The sequence below is a fragment of the Kitasatospora sp. NPDC088264 genome (assembly GCF_040685715.1).
Taxonomy (GTDB): Bacteria; Actinomycetota; Actinomycetes; order Streptomycetales; family Streptomycetaceae; genus Kitasatospora.
The window spans coordinates 23,832-47,578 of record NZ_JBFBIR010000009.1; the positions used below are offsets into that span (position 1 = coordinate 23,832).

Here is a 23,747-nt window from a genome sequence, read left to right on the forward strand (position 1 = left end):
GAACCCGCTGCCGGGCCCACCCCGGGGCCCGCCCTCAGGCCCCCCTCGTCCGGCCGGAGGGCGGGCGCGGCGGTGGCGGGGTGCGCTGACCGCACGGCGGAGCAGGGGCGGCGACCGCCGACAGCGCGGCGAGGCGGGTGCCCTGGCGGCGGCGGGCGGGCGGGGGATCGTCGACGGGCCCCGGGGCGGCGGCCGGGAGCGCGGCCAGCGCCCGCAGCAGCGCGCGGGCGGCGGCGTCGTTCTGCCGGAATCCCGGGGAGTTGGTGCGGGGCCGGGCGAAGGCGGCGGCGGCGCGCAGGCTGGTGTGCGGGCCGAGTGCGGTGCGCCGGGGGTGCGGGGCGCCGCCCAGGGCCGGGTCGAGCAGCCGGCTGTCGCCGGGGGCGATGGTGACCAGGCCGGAGCGGTGGGTGTAGTCCTCGTCGGCGACCACCTCCTCCACGAGTCGCCCGGCGCGGTGCAGTTCGCGTAGCACCGGGTCGAGGGTGCGGGTCAGCTGGTGCTTGGGCAGGTACGCCTCGACCAGGGCGGTGGCGGCGACGGTGTGGCCCGGCACGGTGTCGCCGCCGGCCCGCCAGGTGCCGGTGGCCTCGTCCCGTTCGACCCGGACGCCCGCGCCCAGGAAGCGCACGATCCCGGCCTCGGAGAGGGCGAGCAGCTGGCGCAGCCGGAAGCCGGGCGGGCCGGAGGTGAGGTAGCTGAAGTAGCCGAAGAACCACCCGTCCACCTCCTCGGCGACCGAGCGGGCGGTGAGCCGGCCGGTCGCGAGGATGCGCGGGAGCTGGCCGAACAGCGAGAGCAGGGCGAGGAAGGCACCGAGGTCGGCGCTGTGCGCGGGGTCGGCGCGGCGGTCGGCGTCGGCGGTGACGTAGGCGCGCAGGTGCTGCTGGAGCTCCTCGGCGGAGCCGAGTTCGAGGCCGGCCAGCGGGTGGTCGAGCCGTTCGAAGTCGATCCGGTCGGCCGGGTCGGGTACGGCCTCGGCGACCAGGGCGGCCAGGGCGGGGGAGTACCAGTCGTGCCGGTCGAACCGGGCCAGGAACTCCGGCCAGGGCAGCGCGGTGCGCTCGGGGTGGGCGTGGAACAGCTCGTGGTAGTGCCCGAAGGCGGTCTCCTTGGCCATCAACGGCCAGAAGTCGCGCCGGAGTTCGAGCGAACCGCCGGTGGCGAGGACGGTGTCCACGGCGGTCGCGTCGAAGTACCGGGGGAGCGGGGCGGGCGGCCCCTGGAGGCGGTAGCCGGTCTTGGAGTGGTACGGGACTCCGCGCCGGGAGCCGAGGTGCAGCACCGGTTCGCGGCCGGACGGGCGGTAGCGCAGCCCGTCCCCGGTGGGCTCGAAGCGGCCGCCGCGCCCTTCGGTGAGCAGGGCGACCAGGTCGACGGAGGCCAGGCCGAGGCCGCGCAGCACGACGTGCTCGCCGGGGACGATGCCGTCCAGGTCGGCGTCGGCGGAGTAGGCGGGCGGGAGGTGGAAGCGGCCGTGCCGGGCGGCGAAGTCGGCGTCGGCGGCGTACCGGGGGTGCGGGGTGGAGTCGAGGTGGCCGAGGGTGAGGGCGACGTGGTCGGCGGTGAGCGTGCGGCCGGTGAGGTGGACGGTCTGCGGGCCGTCGGGCGGGCCGTCGATCCGCCGGACGGTGTCCCGGTGCACGGTGACCGTGACGTGCGGGGGCAGGTCGGCGACGGCGCGGCGGAACGCCCAGTCCAGGTAGGCGCTCTGGGCCCGGCGGGTGGGGAAGTCGGTGGGCGCGAGGGCGTCCAGTTCGGCCCGGACGGCCGGGTCGGCGACCTCCCGGTAGGGCGCGAACTCCCGCCGCCGGAGCGCCCATTCGGCCAGCGAGGGGCCCGGGCGGACCGGCCCGTCGATGGTCGAGCGCTCGTCGGTGAACATGGTGACGTCCTCGGCCATCGAGTTCATCCGCAGCAGCGGGGACTGTTCGTGGCGCCAGATCCGGCCCGCGCCGGGCGGGTGCGGGTCGACCAGGTGGACGTGCAACGGCCTTTCGGCGGGCAGGAGTTCGGCCGCGTTGGCGGCGATCCGCTCCAGCAGCCCGGTGCCCCGCGGGCCCGCGCCGACGATCACCAGAAGACTCATGCCGCCACCTCCCGCAGCCGCCGTAGGGCGGCCCGGGCCCGCTGGAGCGGGGTGGGCGGCAGGCCGTCCCGGGTGGCGCCCTTGGCGTAGTGGCGCTCGACGTAGTACTGGCCGACGGACAGCAGGGTGGTGACCACCAGGTACCAGATGGTGGCGACCACCAGCATCGGGATGACCCGGTACGACTGCAGGTAGACCAGCTGCACCGAGTAGAGCAGGTCGGAGACGGCCAGCACGCTGACGATGCTGGTGCCCTTGAGCGCGCTGATCAGCATGTTCCCGGCGGTCGGCACGATCGAGCGCATCGCCTGGGGGACGACGATCCGGCGCAGCACCCGCCACCGGCCGAGGCCGAGCGCCGAGGCGGCCTCCAGCTGGCCGCGGTCGACGGACAGGATGCCGCCGCGGATCACCTCGGCGGCGTACGCGGTCTCCAGCAGGGTGAGGCCGATGACGGCGGTGAGGGTGGGGCCGATCAGGTTGACGGTCTTGACGGTGACGAACTCGGGGCCGAACGGGATGCCCAGGCCGAGGGTCGGGTAGAGCGCGCCGATGTTGAAGAAGAACAGCAGCTGCACCAGCGGCGGGGTGGAGCGGAAGATCCAGATGTAGCCCCAACCCAGGGTGCGCAGCACCGGGTTGCCGGACATCCGCATGACGGCGAGGCCGGTGCCGAGGACGAAGCCGAGGGCGAGGGTGACGGCGGTGAGCCAGAGGGTCAGGGTGAGGCCGTTGAGCACCGACCCGGCGGTGAACCAGTCGGCGACCACGTCCCACTGGAAGGCCTTGTTGCGCACCACGGAGTTGACGGCCATCGCGGCCAGCAGCAGCGCGATCCCGGCGCAGACCCACTGCCCGGGCCGGCGGCGGGCGACGATCCGGGCGGCGGGGTCGGGCGGCGGGCCGGGGCGGTCGGGGCGGTCGGGGGCGGTGGCGCCCGCGGGGGTGGGGGTGGAGCGGGCGGGGAGGAGGTCCTGCGGGGTGGCCATGGCGGCGGCTCCTGGCGGAGGTGCGGGCGGGCGGGAGGTACGGGTGTGGTCACGTACGGCCGTCGCACCGGCCCGCGTCCCTCAACACGGCCGGCGCTGTGCACTGCACTCCGCCGTGATCGTACGCATGCGCGATCGACGGCTGTCAAGGGTGGTCCGGGCTCCGACCGGGGCCCGGCGCGGACCGGTCGCAGGACGACAGGAGATCGCAACAGAGCGGCAATGATGGGTGGTTGACGGACCACTTGGCAGGCTGTTCAACTTGAGGCCATGTACGCCGAGCAGCCCCTGGTCACCCGCGACCACATCGACTTCGGTCGGGTGTGGTCCGCGGCGTGTCGCGGCTGACCCGGCAGCGGGCCGCCCGTCCGGCCCCGATCTCCCGCGGGGAGCCCTCCCTCGGTCTGCCCCGCCGCGGGCCGGGACCAGCCGTCCCCAGCTGACGGCGTCCCAGGCGCACGCTGCCGTCCGACGACCTCGCACTGAACTCCGGCAGTACTCCCTCGTCCACGTCTGCCTCCCACCTCCTCCCGCCGCGCGCGCCGACCCCACCGTCGGCGCGGCCGCCGCGCACCCGTGTCCACGGCCGCCCCGCCCCGGCCGGCTCCGGCCTGCCCACCCGCAGTCCACCGGACCCCGCTCACCCCGAAAGGTTCCGCCATGCCCGTCGAATTCCTCGGTATCGCCGCCACCGGCGACGGCTCGGAGACCACCCCCCGCTCCACCGCCGCCTTCGACCGCGACTACACCCTGCGGCTGGCCCGGGCCCACGAGGACCACGGCTGGGACCGGGTGCTCTTCGCGTACGGCGCCGGCTCCCCGGAACCCGCGGCCGCGGCGGCCTTCCTCGCCTCGCACCTGGACCGGCTGCAGATCCTGCTGGCGCACCGGCCGAACGTCTCCTACCCGACCTTCGCCGCCAAGACCTTCGCGACCCTGGACCAGATCAGCGACGGGCGGCTGACCGTCCACTTCATCACCGGCGGCAGCGACCACGAGCAGCAGCGCGAGGGCGACTTCCTGTCCAAGGACGAGCGCTACGAGCGCACCCGCGAGTACATCGGCATCGTCAAGAAGGCGTGGACCAGCCGGGAGCCCTTCGACCACGAGGGCGCCCACTACCGCTTCAACGACTTCGTCTCCGACGTCTTCCCCGTCCAGCAGCCGCGCCCCGGGGTCTCCTTCGGCGGCTCCTCGGACGCCGCCTACGCGGCCGGCGGCGCCGAGGCGGACGTCTACTGCCTGTGGGGCGAGCCGCTGGCCCGCACCGCCGAGCAGATCGAGCGGGTGAAGGAGGCGGCCCGGGCCGCCGGGCGCACCGACGTGCCGCGGATCCAGGTGGCGTTCCGGCCGATCATCGCGCCGACCGAGGAACTGGCCTGGGAGAAGGCGCACCGGACGGTGGCCGCGATCAAGGCCCGCCGGGAGTCCGGGGAACTCGTCCGCCGGGGCCGCCCGTTCGGCGCCGCAGCGCCCGAGAACACCGGCTCCCAGCGGTTGATCGAGATCGCCGAGGCCGGCGAGCGCTACGACCGCGCGCTGTGGACCCCGACCGCCGCGGCCACCGGCGGGGCCGGCAACTCCAACGCCTTGGTCGGCACCCCGGAGACGGTCGCGGAGGCGCTGCTCGACTACTACGACCTCGGAGTGGACATCCTCTCCGCCCGCGGCTACCACCTGCTCGACGACGCGATCGACTTCGGCCGCCACGTCATCCCGATCGTCCGCGAGGAGGTCGCCAAGCGGGACGCCGCCAAGGCCGCGGCGGCGGCCGAGCGCGCCGAGCGGACCGAGCGGGACCGGCACCAGCTGATCGCGGTGCAGGCGTGAGCGCTCCGGACCGGTGGGCCGGCCCGGCGGCCGGGTTCCGCCGGGTCACCATCGACGACCCGCTGGTCGAACCGCTGCTGCGCGAGCTCACCCACGAGTACGTCAGCCGCTACGGCCCCGAGGCGCACCAGGAGATGACCCGCTACCCCCGGGACGCCTTCGCCGAGCCGCACGGCGTCCTGCTGCTCCTGCTGGAGGACGGCGAGCCGGTCGCCGGCGGCGCGTACAAGCGGTACGACGAGCGCACCGCCGAGCTGAAGCGGATGTGGACGCACTCCGCGCACCGCCGCCGCGGCCTGGCCCGTCGGGTGCTGGCCGAGCTGGAGCGGACGGCGGCCGCCGCCGGCTACGCCCGGATCTACCTCACCACCGGTCCGCGCCAGCCCGAGGCCAGGGGCCTCTACCTGGCGTCCGGCTACACCCCGCTGTTCGACGTCGCCGCCGATCCCCTGACGATCGGCCCGCTCCCCTTCGAGAAGCACCTGCCGGTGCTGGCTCCGACCCCCTGAAAGGCCCCCCGTGAGAAGCACCACCGTCCGCCGCCGCCTGCTCGCGGCCACCGCCCTGCTGCCGGTGCTGGCGCTGGCCGCGTGCGGCTCGGACCCGAAGATCGCGGGCCCGGCGGGGGCGAGCGGGCCCGCCGCCACCGCCGTCTCCCAGGACGTCGTCTCCGGCCTCGCGAAGTCGGACGCCGCCGCCGCGCTGCTGCCCGAGGAGGTCCGCAAGGCCGGCACGCTGACCTTCGGCGCGTCCTTCGGCTCGCCGCCCACCGCCTTCTACGCCGACCAGGCCACCAAGAAGCCGGCCGGGATCGACGTGGACTTCACCGATGCGGTGGCCAGGCTGCTCGGGCTGACCGTGCAGCGCCAGGAGGCCGCCTTCGAGACCATCCTGCCCGCCCTGGACAGCGGCAAGTTCGACGTCGGCACCGGCAACTTCGGGGTCACCACGGCCCGGTTGAAGACCATCGACTTCGTCACCTACATCGACGACGGCCAGGGCTTCGCCGTCCGCAAGGACAACCAGGCCGTCCAGCCGGTCACCGACCTGCTCCAGCTCTGCGGGCTGACCATCGGCACCGGCGCCGGCACCACCTTCGAGACCACGCTGAACGCGAAGCGCAACGCCTGCACCGACGCCGGGAAGAAGCCGTACGAGGTCAGGGCGTTCAGCGACCCCGGGGCCGTGCTCACCGGCCTCCAGCAGGGCCGGGTCGACGTCCTGATGTCCACCATCAACGGCCTGCGCTACCAGGCCGCGCAGGAGGCCTCCGGGACGCGCTTCCTCGGCGAGTTCCACCGGCTGGACGTCGGCTTCGCGTTCAAGAAGGGCTCGAAGCTCACCCCGGCCTTCCAGGCGGCGGTCAACCAGCTGATCAAGGACGGGACGTACGAGCGGATCCTCAAGAAGTGGGGGGTCGCCGAATCGGCGATCAAGGAGTCCCTGATCAGCCCGCCCGAACACCAGTGATCCCCGGGTCTGCCGAAGGAGCCCCCCGATGACCGCCAGCACCACCGCGACGTCCCAGGCCCAAGCCGAGGCTCAAGCCGAGGCCCAGGCCCAGGCCCGGGTCGAGCGGGCACCGGCGTCCGGACCCGATCCCGGTCCGGGCACCGGCGCCCGTCTGGACCTCGACGAACTGGCCGCTCTGCGGGCCGTCCCCGCCCGGCACCCCTGGCGCTGGGGGATCGGGGTCGCCGCCCTCGTCGTGCTCGCCCAGTTCGCCCACGGCCTGGCCACCAATCCCGGCTGGGACTGGGCCACCTTCCGGGTCTACTTCACCGCCGACACGATCGTCCAGGCGGTCGGCCGCACCCTCGAACTCACCGTCTACGGCACCGGGCTGGGCTTCCTGCTGGGCGCCGTGGTGGCCGCGATGCGGCTGTCCCGCAGCGCGATCCTCCAGTCCATCGCCTGGGCGTACGTGTGGGTGTTCCGCTCGATCCCGCTGATCGTCCAGCTGGTGTTCTGGTTCAACCTGTCGTACCTCTACAAGCGGTTCGGGATCGGCATCCCGTTCGGCCCGACCTTCGGGGACTTCGAGACGGTCGGCGTGCTGAGCGCGCTCGGCGCCGCCGTGCTCGGCCTCGGGCTGCACCAGGCCGCGTTCGCCGCCGAGATCATCCGCGGCGGCGTCATCGCGGTGGACGCAGGCCAACGGGAGGCCGCCACCGCGCTCGGCATCCCGCGCTGGCGCCAGGGCTGGCGGATCGTGCTGCCGCAGGCGATGCGCGGCATCCTGCCGGCCGCCGCCAACGAGGTGATCTCACTGCTCAAGGGCACCTCGGTGGTCTACGTGATGGCCATCGGCGAGCTCTTCTACCAGGCCCAGGTGGTCTACGGCCGGACCGGCCGGGTGGTGCCGCTGCTGATGGTCGCCACCGTCTGGTACGTGCTGCTGACCACGGTGCTGTCCATCGGCCAGTACTACGTCGAGCGCTACTTCGCCCGCGGCGCGCAGCGCACCCCGCCGCCCACCCCGCTCCAGCGCGCCCGGGCCTTCGTCCGGAGCCTGCCCGCCCGCACGCCGACCGCCCGCACGCCGACCACTCGCGCAGCGACCGCGCGCACCACCGGAGGACGTCGATGACCACGCTCACCAAGACCGAACCGGCGGCCGCACCGATGGTGCAGGTCCGCGGCCTGCACAAGAGCTTCGGGCCACTGGAGGTGCTGCGCGGCGTCGACCTGGACGTCCCGGTCGGCTCGGTCACCGTGGTGCTCGGCCCGTCCGGCTCCGGCAAGTCCACGCTGCTGCGCGCGATCAACCACCTGGAGAAGCTCGACGGCGGCTACGTCGCCATCGACGGCGAGCTGATCGGCTACCGGCGCTCCGGCGACCGGCTGTACGAGCTCAAGGAGCGCGAGGTGCTGCGCCAGCGCACCCACATCGGCTTCGTGTTCCAGAACTTCAACCTGTTCCCGCACCTCACCGTGCTGGAGAACCTGGTCGAGGCGCCGATCGCCGCGCTGCGCCGCCCCAGGGCCGAGGCCAGGGCGACGGCGCTGGCGTTGCTGGAGCGGGTCGGGCTGGCCGACAAGGCCGCCGCGTACCCCCGGCAGCTCTCCGGCGGCCAGCAGCAGCGGGTGGCGATCGCCCGGGCGCTGGCCCTGGAGCCGAAGGTGCTGCTGTTCGACGAGCCCACCTCGGCGCTCGACCCGGAGCTGGTCGGCGAGGTGCTGGACGTCATCAAGGACCTCGCCCGGACCGGCACCACCATGATCGTGGTCACCCACGAGATCGGCTTCGCCCGCGAGGTCGCCGACACCGTCGTCTTCATGGACGGCGGCGTGGTGGTCGAGCAGGGTCCGCCGGCCGAAGTCCTGGACCGCCCCCGGCACGAACGCACCCGGGCCTTCCTCGCCAAGGTGCTCTGAGCCGAGGTGCTCTGAACCGAGGTGCCCTGAGCCGAGGTGCTCCAGCCCTCCCCACTGCACCGAAACCCCCTTCACCGAGCAGGAGTTCCGCCATGCCCCTACCCCGTCGCGCCCTGGTGACCGCCGCCGCCGCCCTCGCCGCCGCCCTCGCCCTGACCGCCTGCGGCGGCGCGTCCTCGGGAGCCACGGCGGAACTCGCCCCGGCCAAGGGCAGCACCGCGCCGAACGGCGCCGTGGTGAACCTGACGGCCGAGCAGAACCGGGTGACCACGGCCAAGGTCGACGCGATCGCGGCGCTCGTCCCGGAGGAGATCAGGCGGAGGGGGACGCTGGCCGTCGTCGACTCCCTCGGCACCACCCCGCCGCTGGACTTCTACGCCAACGACGACAGGACCATCATCGGCGTCGAGCCGGACATCGCCGCCCTGGTCGGCAACGTGCTCGGCCTCAAGGTCGAGTTCAACCCGGTCTCCTGGGAGAACATCTTCGTCGGCCTGGACAGCGGCAAGTACGACGTCGGCCTCTCCAACATCACCGTCACCGAGGCGCGCAAGGAGAAGTACGACTTCGCCACCTACCGGCTGGACGTCCTCGGCTTCGAGGCCAGGAAGGGCAGCGGCCTCAAGGTCGCCGGCGCCAAGGACCTGGCGGGCAGGTCGGTCGGCGTCTCCTCCGGCACCAACCAGGAGAAGCTGCTGATCTCCTGGAGCGAGGAGAACACCAGGAACGGCCTCAAGCCGATCGACATCAAGTACTTCCAGGGCACCGAGTTCTACCTGGCGCTCTCCTCCGGCCGGATCGACGCCTACGTCGGCCCCAATCCCAGCCTGGCCTTCCACGTCGCGCAGACCGGCGAGACCGAGATCGTCGGCACCTACTCGGGCGGCGGCGCGGACGTCCTCGGCAAGATCGCCGCGACCACCCGCAAGGGCAACGGGCTGGTCCGGGCGCTCAACGAGGCGCTGAACGAGGTGATCAGGAACGGCAGCTACGGCCAGGTGCTCAAGCGCTGGGGCCTGGACAACGAGGCCGTGCCGACCTCCGAGGTCAACCCGCCCGGGTTGCCCAAGCAGTAGGGCCCGTCCGTTCACCCGTTCGCCGCCCCCCGCCGCTATGGTGACCCCTCCGGCGGCGAACACCGCCCGGACACGGCGGACTTGGGGGAGGACATGCAGCAGGGGGAGGTGCTCGACGGCCGGTACCGGCTGGACGAGTGGCTGGGCAGGGGCGGCTTCGGTGTGGTCTGGAAGGCGACCGACCGGCGGCTCGACCGCGAGGTCGCGGTCAAGCTGCTGCTGGCGGAGCACGCCGCCGACCGGGAGGCCGTCGGGCGGTTCGTCCGCGAGGCCCGCACGGCCGGCGGTCTCTCCAATCCGCACATCGTGACCGTGTACGACTACGGCCTGGTCACGACCGCCGCCGGGGGGACCCACTACCTGGTGCTGGAACTCGTCCGCGGCCGGGCCCTGTCCGACATCCTCAAGGACGGCGCCCCGGACCAGGAGGCCGCGCTGAAGTGGATGCGCCAGGTCTGCAAGGCACTGGACGCCGCGCACCGCTCGGGCGTCGTCCACCGCGACATCAAGCCCGAGAACGTGATGGTCGACGCGGGCGGCAAGGCCAAGGTGCTGGACTTCGGCATCGCCCGGCTGCTCACCCAGTCCGCGGTGCTCACCTCCACCGGCAGCGTGGTCGGCACCGTCCCGTACCTGGCGCCCGAGTGCTGGTCCGGCGCCGCCGTGGACGGCCGGGCCGACCTCTACGCGCTCGGCGTCATGCTGTACGAACTCTGCACCGGGCGGCGCCCGTTCCGCGCCTCCTCGGCCGCCGAGTACATGTACAAGCACCTGGAGGAGACCCCGCCCCGGGTGCGCAGCACCGATCCGGCGCTGGCCGACCTGGTCGCCGGGCTGCTCGCCAAACGGCCCGCGGACCGGCCGGCCACCGCCGCCGAGGTGCTGGAACGGCTGCGCCGGATCCGGCCGGGGGTGCTCCGCCCGGACGACCCCAGCCCGGAGCAGCTGCGCCGCCGGGCCGACCAGGCCTGGCGGCGCGGCGCGCAGGGCGCCCCCGGGGAGGCCGTCGAGATGCTCACCGCGCTCATCCCCGACCTCGCCCGGATCTGCGGCCCGGCCGACCCGCGCACCCTGCGCACCTGCCACGACCTGGCCCTCTGGCTGGCCCAGGACGGCAGCCCGGGCGCCGCCGTCGCGCTGCTGCGCGAGCTGGCCGCGGAGCCGGCCGCCGAACCGGACGTCCGGGCCGACGCGCTGCGCGACCTGGACCGCTGGCACCGGGAGGCCGCCCGGAGCGGGCCGGGCCGGCCGCGGGCGCTGAGCCTGGCCGGCCTGCTCGGCGGCGGCCCGCAGGGCGGCTGAGGGCCCTCGGCGCCGCACGGACGGGAGGCTGTCAACCGTGCGGGCCGCTGATTCGCCGCCTGCGGCGACTGTGGGAATTGATAGGAATCCGCCCATCGGGACTGTCTGGTCCACCGACCGGTGGCGTTGATATACCTCGTTGCCGGAGTCGGGCGCGGTGTCTTCGGCCGCCCCGGCGAGCTACGACGAAAAGGCTGGTGACGGATCGATGAAGCTCCTCCGCGTCGGACCCCCGGGCGCCGAGCGCCCGGTCGTGCTGGGCCAGGACGGCATCGGGTACGACCTCTCCGGGCGTGCCCGGGACATTGACGGGGCCTTCCTGGCCGGGCTGGACGCCGCCGCCCTGGCGCGGGACGTGGCCGCCGGGGCGCTGCCCCGGGTGGACCTCGCCGGGCAGCGGGTGGGCGCGCCGGTCGCCCGTCCGGGCAAGGTGGTCGGCATCGGGCTCAACTACCGCGACCACGCCGCCGAGGCCGGGGTCGCGGCCCCGGACGAGCCGGTGATCTTCCTCAAGCCGAGCTGTACCGTGGTCGGCCCGTACGACGAGGTGCTGGTGCCGCGCGGCGGCGAGAAGACCGACTACGAGGCCGAGCTGGCCCTCGTGATCGGCCGCACCGCCCGCTACCTGGCCGGGCACGAGGAGGCCGCGGCGGTGATCGCCGGCTACACGATCGCCAACGACGTCACCGAACGGGCCTTCCAGTTCGAGCGCGGCGGCCAGTGGGACAAGGGCAAGTCGGCGGAGACCTTCACCCCGTTGGGGCCCTGGCTGGTCACCGCGGACGAGGTGACCGACCCGCAGCAGCTGCCGCTGCGGCTGTGGGTCAACGGCGAGCTGCGGCAGGACGGCAACACCGGCGAGATGATCTTCCCGGTTCTCGAACTGGTCCGCTACGTCAGCCAGTTCATGGTCCTGGAGCCGGGCGACGTGATCGTCACCGGAACCCCGGCCGGCGTCACCCTGGGCCACCCCGGTACGCCGTTCCTGGCCCCGGGCGACATCGTCGAGATCGAGATCGAGGGCCTCGGCCGCCAGCGGCAGGTGCTCGGCACGGCGTAACGCCCCGCCGGCGCGGCACCGGCCGCCCCGACCCCGGGCACGGGGGTCGGGTCACCGGGCCGCCAGCACCTCGCGCAGCCGCTCGGCCCGCGACGCCTGCGGCCCCTCCAGCGCGAGCAGCAGGGCCAGCACCTGCGCGGTCTGCGGGTCGTGCAGCGCGGTCGCCGCCGCCATCGCCGTGAACTGGTCCACCAGCCAGTCGCGCAGCTCGCCCACCGGCAGCGTGCGCCCCTCGTCCAGCCAGGTCAGCGACGCGCCCTCGACCACCGCGATCCACGAGCGCACCAGCAGCGTCAGCCGGGGCCCGGCCTCCCGCACGCCGAGGTGCCGCAGGGTCCGCTTGAGCGCCGCCCGCCGGACGTCGTCGACGATCGCCGAGGTGCGGGCCGTCTCCACCACCGAACCGCCGCGCAGCAGCGCCGAGTAGCCGGCGTCGTGCTCGGCCACGAAGGCGAAGTAGCCGTCCAGGACGGCCGCCAGCTGCTCGGACGGGGTCCCGGCCAGCGGGACGGCGAAGCGGCTGGTCAGCTCGTCGGCCGCGCTGCGCAGCGCGGCCTCGTACAACTGCTGCTTGCCGCCCGCGAAGTAGCGGTAGACCAGCGGGCGGGAGGCTCCGGCGGCCTCGGCGACGTCGTCCAGGCCCACCTCCTCGGGCGGCCGGGCGGCGAACAGTTCCAGAGCGACCGCGATCAGCTGTTCACGACGCTGCTGCACCGGCAGTCGCCGGTAGCCGGTGCGGCGCGGGCGGGGGCCGGGTGCGGCCGGGGCGGGCACCTGGTCGGTTGCCGTGGTGGGGCGGGCTTCCATGGCGGTCAGCGTAATGGGCGTGGGCCCGATCGGATCCTGTCGCGCGCGGCGGTTTCCCGAACGTGTGTTTGTCCGGGCCCGCCCGGCGGCGGTCGGCCGGTGCATGTCACCGATCGCCCGGTAAAGGCTTGCAATCAGCCCTCGCCACGCCATGATGTCCGAATGGTTGAAGAACTGATCACCTCCGACGCCACCACCCCGCGTCGCATCGCCGACGGTTACGTCCGGGCCCTGGCCGAACTCGACCCGCTGACCGCGGTCTACCTGGGGTTCAGCCCCGAGGACGACCGGCTGCCCGACCTCTCGCCGGCCGGTGCCGAGGCGATCGCCGACCTCGGCCGCCGCACCCTGGCGGCCCTTGCCGAGGCCGAACGCTCCGACGCCGCGCAGGACGAGGCGGAGCGCCGCTGCGCCCGGCTGCTGCGCGAGCGGCTGACCGCCTCCCTCGCCGTCCACGAGGCCGGGGAGAACTTCCGCGCGGTGCGCAACCTGGGCTCCCCGGTGCACGAGGTCCGGGACGTCTTCACCCTGATGGGGACCGACACCGAGGCCGAGTGGCAGGTGGTCGGCCGCCGGCTGGCCCGCGTCCCGCTCGCGCTGGCGCAGTACCGGGAGACGCTGGCCGCCGGCATCGAGCGCGGCCTGCTGTCCGGCCCGCGCCAGGTGGCTACCGTGGTCGGGCAGCTCGGCGAGTGGCTGGAGGGGGACGTACCCGGCGGCTGGTTCGGCGAGTTCGTCCAGGGCGCGCCGGAGGGCCTGCGCGCCGAGCTGTCCGGGCCCGCGCTGGCCGCCGGGGAGGCGCTGGCCGCCCTGCGCGACTGGCTGCGCGACGTCTACGGCCCGGCCGCCGCGGACACCCCCGACACCACCGGCCGCGAGCGCTACCGCCGCTTCGTCCGCTTCTGGACCGGCTCCGACCTGGATCTGGACGAGGCCTACACGTGGGCCTGGGGCGAGTTCCACGACCTGCTCGCGCAGATGGAGGCCGAGGCCGAGAAGGTACGTCCGGGCGCCGGCCCGATGGCGGCGATGAAGTGGCTGGAGGCGGACGGCCCGGCCGTGGAGGGCGCCGAGGCCACCCGCGTGTACCTCCAGGAGCTGATGGACCAGGCGGTCCGGGACCTCCAGGGCACCCACTTCGACCTGGCCGAGCCGATCACCCGGGTCGAGTCGAGGATCGCCCCGCCCGGCAGCGCGGCCGCGCCGTACTACAGCGCGCCCTCGCTGGACTTCAGCCGCCCCGGGCGGACCTGGCTGCCGGCGCTCGGCCGGGAGCGCTTCCCGGTCTGGGACCTGGTCTCCACCTGGTACCACGAGGGCGTCCCGGGCCACCACCTGCAGCTCGCGCAGTGGAACTACGTCGCGGACCGGCTCTCCACCTACCAGGTCAGCCTGGGCGGGGTGAGCGCCAACCTGGAGGGCTGGGCGCTGTACGCCGAGCGCCTGATGGACGAGCTCGGCTACCTCACCGACCCGGGACACCGCCTCGGCTACCTCAACGCGCAGATGATGCGCGCGCTGCGGGTGATCGTCGACATCGGCATGCACGCGGGCCTGGACTTCCCGGCCGACTCCCCGTACCTGCCGGGCGAGCCGGTCAGCCCGGAGGCGGCCCGGGAGTTCTTCGGCCGGTACTGCGGCCTGACCCCCGACTACCTGGACAGCGAACTGGTCCGCTACCTGGGCATGCCCGGCCAGGCGATCGGCTACAAGCTGGGCGAGCGCGCCTGGCTGCGCGGCCGGGCGGCGGCGCGGGCGGCGCACGAGGCGCGCGGCGAGGAGTTCGACCTCAAGGCCTGGCACATGGCGGCGCTCTCGCAGGGCTCGCTGGGGCTGGACGACCTGGTCGAGGAGCTGTCCGCGCTGTAGGGCGGCCGTCGGCCCCGGGCCTCGTCCGCGAGCCCCGGGGCCGCTGGTCCTTTGGCCCGAAAAGGTCGATTTGGCGAGGTTTTTCCTTGCCATCCGCCCGTGCGGGAGCTTCGCTTGAAGGCGACTGCGTGACATCCCCGACTGCGTGACCCCTCCGTACCCCTCCGGAAGGCTGACCAGTGTCTGCGCAAACCGCCACCGGTCATGAGAACGCGGACAGCCGCCGCTGGTGGGTGCTGGTGGTCATCGCCATCGCCCAGCTCATGATCGTCCTCGACGTCACCATCGTGAACATCGCGCTGCCGTCGGCGCAGCGGGACCTGGGCATCTCCGACGCCGACCGGCAGTGGGTGATCACCGCCTACACGCTCGCCTTCGGCGGCCTGCTGCTGCTCGGCGGACGGCTGGGCGACCTCTTCGGCCGCAAACGCGTCTTCACCGTCGGCCTGCTGGGCTTCGCCGCCGCCTCCGCCCTCGGCGGCTCGGCGGACGGCTCCGCCATGCTCTTCGGTGCCCGCGCCCTCCAGGGAGGGTTCAGCGCCCTGCTCGCCCCCTCGGCCCTGGGGCTGCTCTCCACCACCTTCACGGACCCCAGGGAGCGCAGTACGGCCTTCGGCGTCTTCGGCGCGATCGCCGCCGGCGGCTCCGCACTCGGCCTGATCCTGGGCGGGCTGCTGACCGAGTACCTGGACTGGCGCTGGTGCCTGTTCGTCAACGTCCCGATCGCCGCCGCCGCGGCCCTCGCGGCCACCGGCCTCCTGGAGCGCGACAACGCCGCCGGGGGGCGCCGGGTCCGGCTCGACCTGCCCGGCGCGCTGCTCGGCTGCGGCGGCCTGCTGGCGATCGTCTTCGGCACGTCCGAGGCCGTCACCCGGACCTGGGGCGACGGGCTGGTGCTCGGTTCGCTGGCCGTCGGTCTGGCGCTGCTCGCGGTGTTCGTCCTGGTCGAGAGGCGCACCGCGCACCCGCTGCTGCCGCTGCACATCGTCGCCGACCGCAACCGCGGAGGCGCCGCCCTCTCGGTCGGCCTGGCCATGATCGGCATGTTCGGCCTGTTCCTCTTCCTCACCTACTACCTCCAGGTCATCAAGCACTTCTCGCCGGTGCTGTCGGGCGTCTCCTTCCTGCCCATGACGGCCGCCATCGTGCTCAGTTCGACCGGCTTCGCGGCCCGGCTGATGACCAGGGTGCCGACCCGGAACCTGGTCTGCCCCGGGCTGCTGCTCGCCGCGGCCGGCATGGCCTGGCTGACCCGGATGACGGTCGACAGCCCGTGGGCCGGCACGGTGCTGCCCGCCGAGCTGCTGCTCGGCTCCGGCATGGGCCTGGTCTTCATGCCGTCGATGAACCTGGCCACCCTCGGGGTCTCCCCGCACGAGGCGGGCGCGGCCTCGGCCACCATCAACTCGGCCCAGCAGGTGGGCGGTTCGTTCGGCACGGCGCTGCTGAACACGGTCGCGGCCAGTGCCACCGCGTCGTTCCTGGCCACCCGGATCGCCTCGTCGCCGGCGGTACGGGCCCAGGGCACGGTGCACGGCTACGTGGTCGCCACCTGGGTGTCGACGGGCGTCCTGCTGCTGGCCGCGCTGATCGCCTTCCGGGTGATCGACCACCGGCCGGCGCCCGCTGTGACGACCGTCGTCCCGGGCGGGGCGCAGGCCCACACGGCCGTCCCGGCGGAGCCCCGACGAGAACCCTGAAATTTTCAGCAAGACCTTGCAGTCAACCTCCGGCGCCTGCTTGACTCCTGGCCACCGTCCAGGAACCGAGGAGGCGCCGTCGTGCTGCCCGAGTTCGACCTGCTCGTCGTCGGCGGCTCCGGCGTCGACACCATCGTCCGGGTGGACCGGCTGGAGGTCCCGCCCGGCGACTCGCTGTTCGTCGGACCCGTCCGCGACTACGTCGGCCACACCGGCAACGGCGTCGCCCTCGGCGCCCACCACCTCGGCCTGCGCACCGCCTTCCTCGACTTCCTCGGCGACGACCCGCAGGGCGCCCTGGTCCGCGCCTCCTACGAGCGCCACGGCCTGCACTTCGCGCACCTGGTGAGCCCGCACGGCACCCCGCGCGGGGTCAACCTGGTGGACGCCGCCGGCCGCCGGTTCTCCTTCTTCGACGGCCGCCACCCCGCCGACCTGCGGCTGCCGCCCGAGTTCTACCTGCCGTACGCGCGGCGCAGCCGGCACGTCCACCTCTCCATCACCGGCGTCAACCGGGACATGTACGCCGACCTCCACCGGCTCGGCCGCACCACCTCCACCGACCTGCACGACTGGGACGGCACCAACCCGCACCACCGCGACTACGCGCTCGGCTCGGACCTGGTGTTCCTCTCGGTGGCCGGCTGCCGCGGCCGGCACGAGCAGGTGATGCGCGCGATCCTCGCCGAGGGCCGCGCCGGTGTCGTCACCGCCACCGCGGGCGCCGACGGCTGCTACCTGCTCACCCGGGACGACGACGAGGTGCACCACCTCCCGGCCGTCGACCCGGGCCGCCCGGTGGTGGACACCAACGGCGCCGGGGACGCCTTCGTCGCGGGCTTCCTCGCCGCCTGGTTCCGGGGCCGCCCGCCGCTGGAGTGCGCCCGGGCCGGCTCGGTCGCGGGTGCCTTCACCTGCACCGTCGCCGGGACGCACACCGCCTTCGTCGGGGCCGAGGAGCTGGGGAGCGCGCTGGACCGCTTACTCGCCGACGGGTGAGGTTTTTCTCATGGATATCCCAGCCACCGGTAACGACCTTTCCAGGCTGAAACGGCATAGTCGTTGATCGCACGCAGCCCCCGGGAAACCGTCGATCACTGGCAGGAGAGACAGACATGGGTCAGCACCGCCGCCCGACGTCGCGCCGCCGCCGCAGCCTTCTGGGGCCGACCCTGTTCACCGCGCTCTCGGCGGTGGTGGTGGCCGCCGTGGTCACCGGTACGCACGGGCTGAGCCTGTCCGACGCGACGGCCGCCGGGAAGGCGGCCCGCAGCTCCCGGGCCGCCGTCGCGCCGGCGGCGACCGGGCCCGCGTCCGAGGCGCCCGCCGCACCCGCACCGGTCGACGCCCCCGCTCCGACCGACAGCCCCTCCGCCGCCCCGGCCGACAGCCCGGCCGACAGCCCGACCGACAGTGCGAGCGCCGACCCCGGCAGCGCCCCGGCGGCCACCCCGACGCCCTCCGCGCCGGCCACCCCCGACACCCGCGGCGCCGTCCTCGGCACCACCGCCACCGCCGCCGCCACCCCCGAAGCGGCCACCGTGGGCGCGCTGTTCAGCGGCACCGTGGCGGCCGGAAACCACTTCTGCACCGCCAGCGTGCTGCACAGCCCCGGCGGCAACCTGCTGCTGACCGCCGCGCACTGCCTCAGCAGCGCCGGCGGCGTCACCTTCGTCCCCGGCTACCGCGACGGCTCCGCCCCGTACGGCAGCTGGCAGGTCACCGCGGTCCACACCACCACCGGCTGGTCCCAGAAGGGCGACCAGGACGAGGACTTCGCCGTCCTGGAGACGGCCCCGAGCAACGGCCGCAACGTCGAGGACGTGGTCGGCGGCAACCGGCTCGGCGCCGACGAGCCCTTCGGCGCGACCGTCCGCCTCTACGGCTACCCCGGCGACGCCGAGGAGCCCATCCTGTGCACCAACACCACCGGCCGGCAGAGCACCTACCAGCGCGTCATCGACTGCCCCGCCTACCCGTCCGGCACCAGCGGCGGCCCCTGGATCAACGTCGCCACCGGCGACGTGGTCGGCGCCATCGGCGGCTACCAGCAGGGCGGCGACACCGACGACGTGTCCTACAGCGCCTACTTCGACCACACCATCGCCGGGCTGGTCTCCCAGGTCGAGGGCACCTCGTCCTGAGCCCGGCCGGGCCGGCACCGCGCGCCGCCAACCGGGCCCGGACATGACGAAGGCCCAGATCCGTGGATCAACTCCACTGATCTGGGCCTCAGTTGCACTCCTTGCGAAGTGCCCCCGGTAGGATTCGAACCTACGCACCCGCCTCCGGAGGGCGGTGCTCTATCCCCTGAGCTACGGGGGCCTGCTCGGTGTCGTCGGCGTTTCGGCCTCCGACGTGAAGAACACTACCAGGCTCCGGGCGTGGTCCGTGCACGGGTTTGCGGCGGGGGTGCCGGAGCGGGTGCGGGGTGCGCCGGCGGCGGGCGGCGGGGGTCGGTGGAAGTGCCCAAAGGCCGGACGGGGCGGCGGGGGCGCCGATACCCTCGGTGAGGTGTCGGGAGTGTCCGGGCGGGTCCTCGTGGTGGACGACAGCGAGGTGATCCGCCAGCTGATCAGGGTCAACCTGGAGCTCGAGGGCTTCGAGGTGGTGACCGCCGCCGACGGCGCCGAGTGCCTGGAGGTGGTCCGCCGGGTGAAGCCGGACGTGGTGACGCTGGACGTGATGATGCCGCGCCTGGACGGCCTGCGGACGGCGGCCCGGCTGCGCGCGACCCCGGGGACCAGCCGGCTGCCGATCGCGATCGTGAGTGCCTGCACCCCGGCCGATCTGGACCTGGGGGAGGCCGTCGGGGTGGACGGCTACCTCGGCAAGCCCTTCGACCCGGCCGATCTGGTGGCGCTGGTGCGGCGGCTGATGGCCCTGGGAGGACAGCCGGGCGGGTTTCGCCCTGAGCGAACAGAGCGGACCGATCGAGGCTGACACCGCTGACGGGAGGGCTCGCGGGCGTCCCGACCGGCAAACCGGGTGGCGGGCGGGCACCCCGTCTCGCCTACGCTTGGCGTCGTGACACCCGCAGAGCTTTCCCAGGCAGTCCAGGCCGCAGTGAGCGCCGCCGTCGAGGCGGGCGAGCTGACCGTCGCCGTGCCCGAGCACGTGACGGTCGAGCGACCCAAGAACAGGGACCACGGCGACTACGCGATCAACGTGGCCCTCCAGCTCGCCAAGGCGGCCGGCCGCCCGCCGCGAGCCGTGGCGGAACTGCTGGCCGACCGCCTGCGAGGGATCACCGGCGTCGCCAAGGTCGACATCGCCGGGCCGGGCTTCCTGAACATCACCATGGACGCCGCGACCCAGGGCGCGCTGGCGCGCACCATCGTCGAGACGGGCGAGGCCTACGGGCGCAACGAGGCGCTCAAGGGCCTGAAGATCAACCTGGAGTTCGTCTCCGCCAACCCGACCGGCCCGATCCACATCGGCGGCGTCCGCTGGGCCGCCGTCGGCGACTCGCTGGCGCGCGTGCTGCGGGCCAGCGGCGCCGACGTCACCACCGAGTACTACCTGAACGACGCCGGCGTGCAGATCTCCAAGTTCGCCGGCTCGCTGAAGGCCGCCGCGAACGGTCAGCCCGTCCCCGCCGACGGCTACGTGGGCGAGTACATCGGCGACATCGCCAAGGCGATCACCGACGGCGTCCCGGGCGTGCTCGACCTGCCCGACGCCGAGCAGCTGGAGGCCTTCCGCACCGAGGGCCTCAAGCTCATGGTGGCCGAGATCCAGCGCTCGATGCAGGAGTTCGGCACCCACTTCGACGTCTGGTTCTCCGAGAAGACGCTGCACGAATCCGGCGCGGTCGAGAAGGCCATGGACCGGCTGCGCGAGCAGGGCCACGTCTTCGAGCAGGACGGCGCGGTCTTCCTGCGCACCACCGACTTCGGCGACGACAAGGACCGCGTCCTGGTCAAGGCCGACGGCGAGACCACCTACTTCGCCGCCGACGCCGCGTACTACCTGTCGAAGCGGGACCGCGGTGCCGAGGTCTCCGTCTACATGCTGGGCGCCGACCACCACGGCTACGTCAACCGGCTGAAGGCCATCGTGGCCTGCGCGGGCGACGACATGAACCGCAACATCGAGGTCAAGATCGGCCAGTTCGTGAAGATGCTTCGCGACGGCGAAGAGGTCCGCATGTCCAAGCGGGCCGGCAACATCATCACGATCGACGACGTGATCGAGTGGATCGGCGTGGACGCCGCCCGCTACACCCTGACGCGGTCCCCCACGGACTCCACCATCACGCTCGACATCAACGTGCTGACCAGCCAGTCCAACGAGAACCCGGTCTACTACGTCCAGTACGCGCACACCCGGATGTGCGGCGTGGCCCGCAAGGCCGCGCAGCTCGGCGTCGACAAGGGCGCGGCGGAGGACTTCAAGCCCGAGCTGCTCGCCACCGTGTGGGAGAACGACATCCTCGGTGCCCTCGGCGAGTTCCCGCGGATCCTGGCCACGGCCGGCGAGCTGCGCGAGCCGCACCGGGTCGCCCGCTACCTGGAGGACCTGGCGGGCAAGTACCACCGCCTGTACGAGAACTGCATGTTCCTGCCCAAGGGCGACGAGGAGCTCACGGACACGCACCGCGCCCGGCTCTGGCTGGTCGAGGCCACGCGAACGGTGATGGCCAACGGCCTGACGCTCCTGGGCGTCACGGCGCCCGAGCGGATGTAGGCACCACCCCCAAGTGCGCAGCGGGGGCGGCTGACGGTCAACGGAGACCGTCGCCGCCCCTCGCCATAGGTCAAGGAAGCAGGACATGTCTCGCTCCGCACACCCCGCAGGCCCCCGTCACGGTGACGTGCTGCCCGAGGGCCACTACGCCGCCCCGCCGGCCGACCTGAACGCGCTCGACCCCAAGGTCTGGTCGCGCACCGTCGCCCGCGACGCCGAGGGCGTGGCCACCGTCGGCGGGATCGACGTCAAGTCCCTGGCGGCCGAGTTCGGCACGCCGGCCTACGTGCTCGACGAGGACGACTTCCGGGCCCGGGCGCGGGCCTGGCGCGACGCCTTCGGCACCGAGGCGGACGTCTTCTACGCCGGCAAGGCGTTCCTCTCCAAGGCGATCGTGCGCTGGCTGCACGAGGAGGGCCTGAACCTCGACGTGTGCAGCTCCGGCGAGCTGACGGTGGCGCTGGCCGCCGGGATGCCGCCGCAGCGGATCGCGCTGCACGGCAACAACAAGACGGCGGACGAGCTCGAACACGCGGTGAAGACCGGCGTCGGGCGCATCGTGGTCGACTCCTACGAGGAGATCGAGCGGCTGGCCGCGATCACGGCCCGCCAGGGCGTCCGCCAGCAGGTGCTGATCCGGATCACCGTCGGCGTCGAGGCGCACACCCACGAGTTCATCGCCACGGCGCACGAGGACCAGAAGTTCGGGCTGTCCCTGAGTCTGGCCGCGCCGCGAAGCGGCTCGGTCGAGGGTGGTGGTGGGCGACGGGAGGGCGGCTCGGCCGCCGAGGCGGTGCGCCGGGTGCTCGGGCACGAGGGCCTGGAGCTGCGCGGCATCCACTCGCACATCGGCTCGCAGATCTTCGACACCGCCGGTTTCGAGGTGGCCGCCCGCCGGGTGGTCGGCCTGCTGGCCGAGATCCGCGACGAGCACGGCGTCGAGCTGCCCGAGATCGACCTGGGCGGCGGCCTGGGCATCGCGTACACCAGCGAGGACGACCCGCGCGAGCCGGCCGAGATCGCGGCCGCGCTGGCCGACATCGTGCGCCGCGAGTGCGCCGCCGCGAACCTGAACACCCCCCGGCTGAGCGTGGAGCCGGGCCGGGCGATCGTCGGCCCGACGGCGTTCACGCTGTACGAGGTCGGCACCGTCAAGCCGCTGGAGGGCCTGCGCACCTACGTCAGCGTGGACGGCGGGATGTCCGACAACATCCGGACCGCGCTGTACGACGCCGAGTACTCGGTGGCCCTGGTGTCGCGCCGCAGCGACGCCGAGCCGATGCTGGTGCGGGTGGTCGGCAAGCACTGCGAGTCAGGCGACATCGTGGTCCGGGACGCCTTCCTGCCGGCCGACCTGGCCCCGGGCGACCTGATCGCGGTGCCCGCAACCGGCGCGTACTGCCGCTCGATGGCGAGCAATTACAACCACGCCCTGAAGCCTCCCGTGCTGGCCGTCAAGGACGGCGCCGCGCGGGTGATCGTCCGGCGCGAGACGGAGGAGGATCTCCTGCGTCTCGATATCGGATGACGAAATCCTTGTCTCAGATCATGGAACGACCGTAGATCCGTGCGGGAAGTCCCCGAGACTGGTACGGACCGAAGTTCCCGGCGGCCCCCAGAATCCCGCCGGAATTACCGAAGCACGAAGAATGCAGAGCGGAGTCGGATGATGCGTACGCGCCCGCTGAAGGTGGCGTTGCTGGGTTGTGGTGTGGTGGGCTCCGAGGTGGCGCGCATCATGACGACGACGGCCGACGACCTCGCCGCGCGCATCGGTGCCCCGGTCGAGCTCGCGGGGATCGCGGTCCGCCGGGCCGGCCGGGTGCGCCCGGGCGTGCCCGAGCACCTGATCACCACCGACGCCGAGGCCCTGGTCAACCGGGGCGACATCGACGTGGTGGTCGAGGTCGTGGGCGGCATCGAGCCGTCCAAACACCTCATCCTGTCGGCGTTCCAGCGGGGCGCCTCGGTGGTCAGCGCCAACAAGGCGCTGCTCGCCAAGGACGGCACCGAACTGCACGCCGCGGCCGCCGCGGCCGGGGTGGACCTGTACTACGAGGCCGCGGTGGCGGGCGCGATCCCGCTGCTGCGCCCGCTGCGCGAGTCCCTCGCGGGGGACAAGGTCAACCGGGTGCTGGGCATCGTCAACGGCACCACCAACTTCATCCTCGACAAGATGGACACCACCGGCGCCGGCTACTCGGAGGCGCTGGAGGAGGCCACCGCGCTGGGCTACGCCGAGGCCGACCCGACGGCCGACGTCGAGGGCTTCGACGCCGCCGCCAAGGCCGCGATCCTGGCCGGCATCGCCTTCCACACCAAGGTCACCGCGGCGGACGTCTACCGCGAGGGCATCACCGAGGTGACGGCCGCCGACATCGCCTCCGCCAAGGAGATGGGCTGCGTGGTCAAGCTGCTCGCGATCTGCGAGCGGGCGGCGGACGGCGAGTCCGTCACCGCGCGGGTCCACCCGGCGATGATCCCGCTGTCGCACCCGCTGGCCTCCGTCCGCGAGGCGTACAACGCGGTGTTCGTCGAGGCCGAGGCGGCCGGCCGGCTGATGTTCTACGGCCCGGGCGCGGGCGGCTCGCCGACCGCCTCCGCGGTGCTCGGCGACCTGGTCGCGGTCTGTCGCAACAAGCTGGCCGGTGCCACCGGTCCCGGTGACTCGGTGTACACGCAGCTGCCCGCCAAGCCGATGGACGAGGTGGTCACCCGCTACCACGTCAGCCTGGACGTGGACGACCGTGCGGGTGTCCTCGCCCAGGTCGCGTCCGTCTTCGCGGAGCACGGCGTCTCCATCGACACCGTGCGCCAGCAGGGCCGCGACGGCGACGCCTCGCTCGTCGTGGTCACTCACCGTGCCACCGACGCCGCGCTGTCGGCGACGGTCGACAAGCTCCGCGCGCTGGACAGCGTGCGGGACGTGGCCAGCATCATGCGGGTCGAAGGGGAGTAAGG

Annotated in this window: 19 protein-coding genes and 1 tRNA gene; 16 read left to right on the plus strand and 4 right to left on the minus strand. The window is 73.4% G+C overall.

From position 1 onward, the window contains the following. Positions 1-34: 34 nt before the first annotated feature. Both AB0O82_RS09820 and AB0O82_RS09825 read right to left on the minus strand, forming a co-directional pair. A complete protein-coding gene (locus tag AB0O82_RS09820; RefSeq protein WP_363581945.1) occupies positions 35-2,086 on the minus strand; it encodes an FAD/NAD(P)-binding protein in 2,052 nt (683 codons plus the stop codon). After that, a complete protein-coding gene (locus tag AB0O82_RS09825) occupies positions 2,083-3,075 on the minus strand; it encodes an amino acid ABC transporter permease (RefSeq protein ID WP_363581947.1) in 993 nt (330 codons plus the stop codon). Before AB0O82_RS09825 ends, AB0O82_RS09820 begins: the two co-directional genes overlap by 4 nt. Before the next feature lie 660 nt (positions 3,076-3,735). Here AB0O82_RS09825 and AB0O82_RS09830 point away from each other — a divergent pair. The 8 genes from AB0O82_RS09830 to AB0O82_RS09865 all read left to right on the plus strand — a co-directional run bounded on the left by AB0O82_RS09830 (position 3,736) and on the right by AB0O82_RS09865 (position 11,721). Continuing rightward, a complete protein-coding gene (locus AB0O82_RS09830) occupies positions 3,736-4,905 on the plus strand; it encodes an LLM class flavin-dependent oxidoreductase (protein ID WP_363581949.1) in 1,170 nt (389 codons plus the stop codon). Further along, complete coding sequence (locus tag AB0O82_RS09835) at positions 4,902-5,414, plus strand: GNAT family N-acetyltransferase (protein ID WP_363581950.1); 513 nt, start codon at positions 4,902-4,904, stop codon at positions 5,412-5,414. Before AB0O82_RS09830 ends, AB0O82_RS09835 begins: the two co-directional genes overlap by 4 nt. A gap of 10 nt (positions 5,415-5,424) precedes the next feature. Beyond that, positions 5,425-6,375: an ABC transporter substrate-binding protein gene (locus tag AB0O82_RS09840; protein WP_363581952.1), complete on the plus strand. Its 951-nt coding sequence runs from the start codon at positions 5,425-5,427 to the stop codon at positions 6,373-6,375. 28 nt (positions 6,376-6,403) lie between these two features. After that, positions 6,404-7,495, plus strand: a complete 1,092-nt coding sequence (locus tag AB0O82_RS09845) for an amino acid ABC transporter permease (protein WP_363581954.1) — start codon at positions 6,404-6,406, stop codon at positions 7,493-7,495. Beyond that, complete coding sequence (locus AB0O82_RS09850; RefSeq protein ID WP_363581956.1) at positions 7,492-8,283, plus strand: amino acid ABC transporter ATP-binding protein; 792 nt, start codon at positions 7,492-7,494, stop codon at positions 8,281-8,283. The genes AB0O82_RS09845 and AB0O82_RS09850 overlap by 4 nt, the downstream gene beginning before the upstream one ends. A gap of 92 nt (positions 8,284-8,375) precedes the next feature. Beyond that, positions 8,376-9,359, plus strand: coding sequence for an ABC transporter substrate-binding protein (locus AB0O82_RS09855; protein WP_363581958.1), 984 nt, complete (start codon positions 8,376-8,378; stop codon positions 9,357-9,359). 93 nt (positions 9,360-9,452) lie between these two features. Further along, positions 9,453-10,661 (plus strand): serine/threonine-protein kinase, encoded by a 1,209-nt coding sequence (locus tag AB0O82_RS09860; protein ID WP_363581960.1) that lies wholly within the window; start codon positions 9,453-9,455, stop codon positions 10,659-10,661. A 208-nt stretch (positions 10,662-10,869) separates the two neighbouring features. After that, a complete protein-coding gene (locus AB0O82_RS09865; RefSeq protein WP_363581962.1) occupies positions 10,870-11,721 on the plus strand; it encodes a fumarylacetoacetate hydrolase family protein in 852 nt (283 codons plus the stop codon). A 51-nt stretch (positions 11,722-11,772) separates the two neighbouring features. Here AB0O82_RS09865 and AB0O82_RS09870 read toward each other — a convergent pair whose 3' ends face one another. Next, the gene (locus AB0O82_RS09870; RefSeq protein WP_363581964.1) at positions 11,773-12,528 is read right to left on the minus strand and encodes a TetR/AcrR family transcriptional regulator; all 756 of its coding nucleotides are present in this window, start codon (positions 12,526-12,528) and stop codon (positions 11,773-11,775) included. A gap of 162 nt (positions 12,529-12,690) precedes the next feature. On the opposite strand from AB0O82_RS09870, the gene AB0O82_RS09875 reads away from it, so the two are divergent. The 4 genes from AB0O82_RS09875 to AB0O82_RS09890 all read left to right on the plus strand — a co-directional run bounded on the left by AB0O82_RS09875 (position 12,691) and on the right by AB0O82_RS09890 (position 18,241). After that, positions 12,691-14,397, plus strand: coding sequence for a DUF885 domain-containing protein (locus tag AB0O82_RS09875; protein WP_363581966.1), 1,707 nt, complete (start codon positions 12,691-12,693; stop codon positions 14,395-14,397). A 263-nt stretch (positions 14,398-14,660) separates the two neighbouring features. Continuing rightward, complete coding sequence (locus AB0O82_RS09880) at positions 14,661-16,097, plus strand: MFS transporter (protein ID WP_363582146.1); 1,437 nt, start codon at positions 14,661-14,663, stop codon at positions 16,095-16,097. Positions 16,098-16,181: 84 nt separating this feature from the next. Further along, positions 16,182-17,096, plus strand: coding sequence for a carbohydrate kinase family protein (locus tag AB0O82_RS09885; protein ID WP_363582148.1), 915 nt, complete (start codon positions 16,182-16,184; stop codon positions 17,094-17,096). Positions 17,097-17,212: 116 nt separating this feature from the next. Beyond that, positions 17,213-18,241 (plus strand): serine protease, encoded by a 1,029-nt coding sequence (locus AB0O82_RS09890; protein ID WP_363581968.1) that lies wholly within the window; start codon positions 17,213-17,215, stop codon positions 18,239-18,241. Between the two features lie 109 nt (positions 18,242-18,350). Here AB0O82_RS09890 and AB0O82_RS09895 read toward each other — a convergent pair. Continuing rightward, positions 18,351-18,422: transfer RNA gene (locus tag AB0O82_RS09895), tRNA-Arg, on the minus strand. A 198-nt stretch (positions 18,423-18,620) separates the two neighbouring features. Between AB0O82_RS09895 and AB0O82_RS09900 the strand changes: the two genes are divergently transcribed. The 4 genes from AB0O82_RS09900 to AB0O82_RS09915 all read left to right on the plus strand — a co-directional run bounded on the left by AB0O82_RS09900 (position 18,621) and on the right by AB0O82_RS09915 (position 23,745). Then, on the plus strand, positions 18,621-19,040 hold the full coding sequence (locus AB0O82_RS09900) for a response regulator (protein ID WP_363582150.1): 420 nt from the start codon (positions 18,621-18,623) through the stop codon (positions 19,038-19,040). An 84-nt stretch (positions 19,041-19,124) separates the two neighbouring features. Further along, entirely contained in the window at positions 19,125-20,786 is a 1,662-nt protein-coding gene (gene argS, locus AB0O82_RS09905; RefSeq protein WP_363581970.1) for an arginine--tRNA ligase, read from the plus strand. A gap of 85 nt (positions 20,787-20,871) precedes the next feature. After that, positions 20,872-22,314 carry a diaminopimelate decarboxylase gene (gene lysA / locus AB0O82_RS09910; RefSeq protein ID WP_363581972.1) on the plus strand — a complete coding sequence of 481 codons (1,443 nt, stop codon included), beginning with the start codon at positions 20,872-20,874 and terminating at the stop codon, positions 22,312-22,314. A gap of 138 nt (positions 22,315-22,452) precedes the next feature. Further along, positions 22,453-23,745, plus strand: coding sequence for a homoserine dehydrogenase (locus AB0O82_RS09915; RefSeq protein ID WP_363581974.1), 1,293 nt, complete (start codon positions 22,453-22,455; stop codon positions 23,743-23,745). Positions 23,746-23,747 lie beyond the last annotated feature (2 nt).

What these genes read in the sequence shown, in the direction of transcription:
- AB0O82_RS09880 (WP_363582146.1), top strand. Translation starts at nt 14,661, where the DNA reads ATGATCGTCCTCGACGTCACCATCGTGAACATCGCGCTGCCGTCGGCG.
- AB0O82_RS09865 (WP_363581962.1), top strand. Translation starts at nt 10,870, where the DNA reads ATGAAGCTCCTCCGCGTCGGACCCCCGGGCGCCGAGCGCCCGGTCGTG.
- AB0O82_RS09820 (WP_363581945.1), bottom strand. Translation starts at nt 2,086, where the DNA reads ATGAGTCTTCTGGTGATCGTCGGCGCGGGCCCGCGGGGCACCGGGCTG.
- AB0O82_RS09870 (WP_363581964.1), bottom strand. Translation starts at nt 12,528, where the DNA reads ATGGAAGCCCGCCCCACCACGGCAACCGACCAGGTGCCCGCCCCGGCC.
- AB0O82_RS09850 (WP_363581956.1), top strand. Translation starts at nt 7,492, where the DNA reads ATGACCACGCTCACCAAGACCGAACCGGCGGCCGCACCGATGGTGCAG.
- lysA (WP_363581972.1), top strand. Translation starts at nt 20,872, where the DNA reads ATGTCTCGCTCCGCACACCCCGCAGGCCCCCGTCACGGTGACGTGCTG.
- AB0O82_RS09825 (WP_363581947.1), bottom strand. Translation starts at nt 3,075, where the DNA reads ATGGCCACCCCGCAGGACCTCCTCCCCGCCCGCTCCACCCCCACCCCC.
- AB0O82_RS09845 (WP_363581954.1), top strand. Translation starts at nt 6,404, where the DNA reads ATGACCGCCAGCACCACCGCGACGTCCCAGGCCCAAGCCGAGGCTCAA.
- AB0O82_RS09855 (WP_363581958.1), top strand. Translation starts at nt 8,376, where the DNA reads ATGCCCCTACCCCGTCGCGCCCTGGTGACCGCCGCCGCCGCCCTCGCC.
- AB0O82_RS09860 (WP_363581960.1), top strand. Translation starts at nt 9,453, where the DNA reads ATGCAGCAGGGGGAGGTGCTCGACGGCCGGTACCGGCTGGACGAGTGG.
- AB0O82_RS09830 (WP_363581949.1), top strand. Translation starts at nt 3,736, where the DNA reads ATGCCCGTCGAATTCCTCGGTATCGCCGCCACCGGCGACGGCTCGGAG.
- AB0O82_RS09890 (WP_363581968.1), top strand. Translation starts at nt 17,213, where the DNA reads ATGGGTCAGCACCGCCGCCCGACGTCGCGCCGCCGCCGCAGCCTTCTG.
- AB0O82_RS09875 (WP_363581966.1), top strand. Translation starts at nt 12,691, where the DNA reads ATGGTTGAAGAACTGATCACCTCCGACGCCACCACCCCGCGTCGCATC.
- AB0O82_RS09915 (WP_363581974.1), top strand. Translation starts at nt 22,453, where the DNA reads ATGATGCGTACGCGCCCGCTGAAGGTGGCGTTGCTGGGTTGTGGTGTG.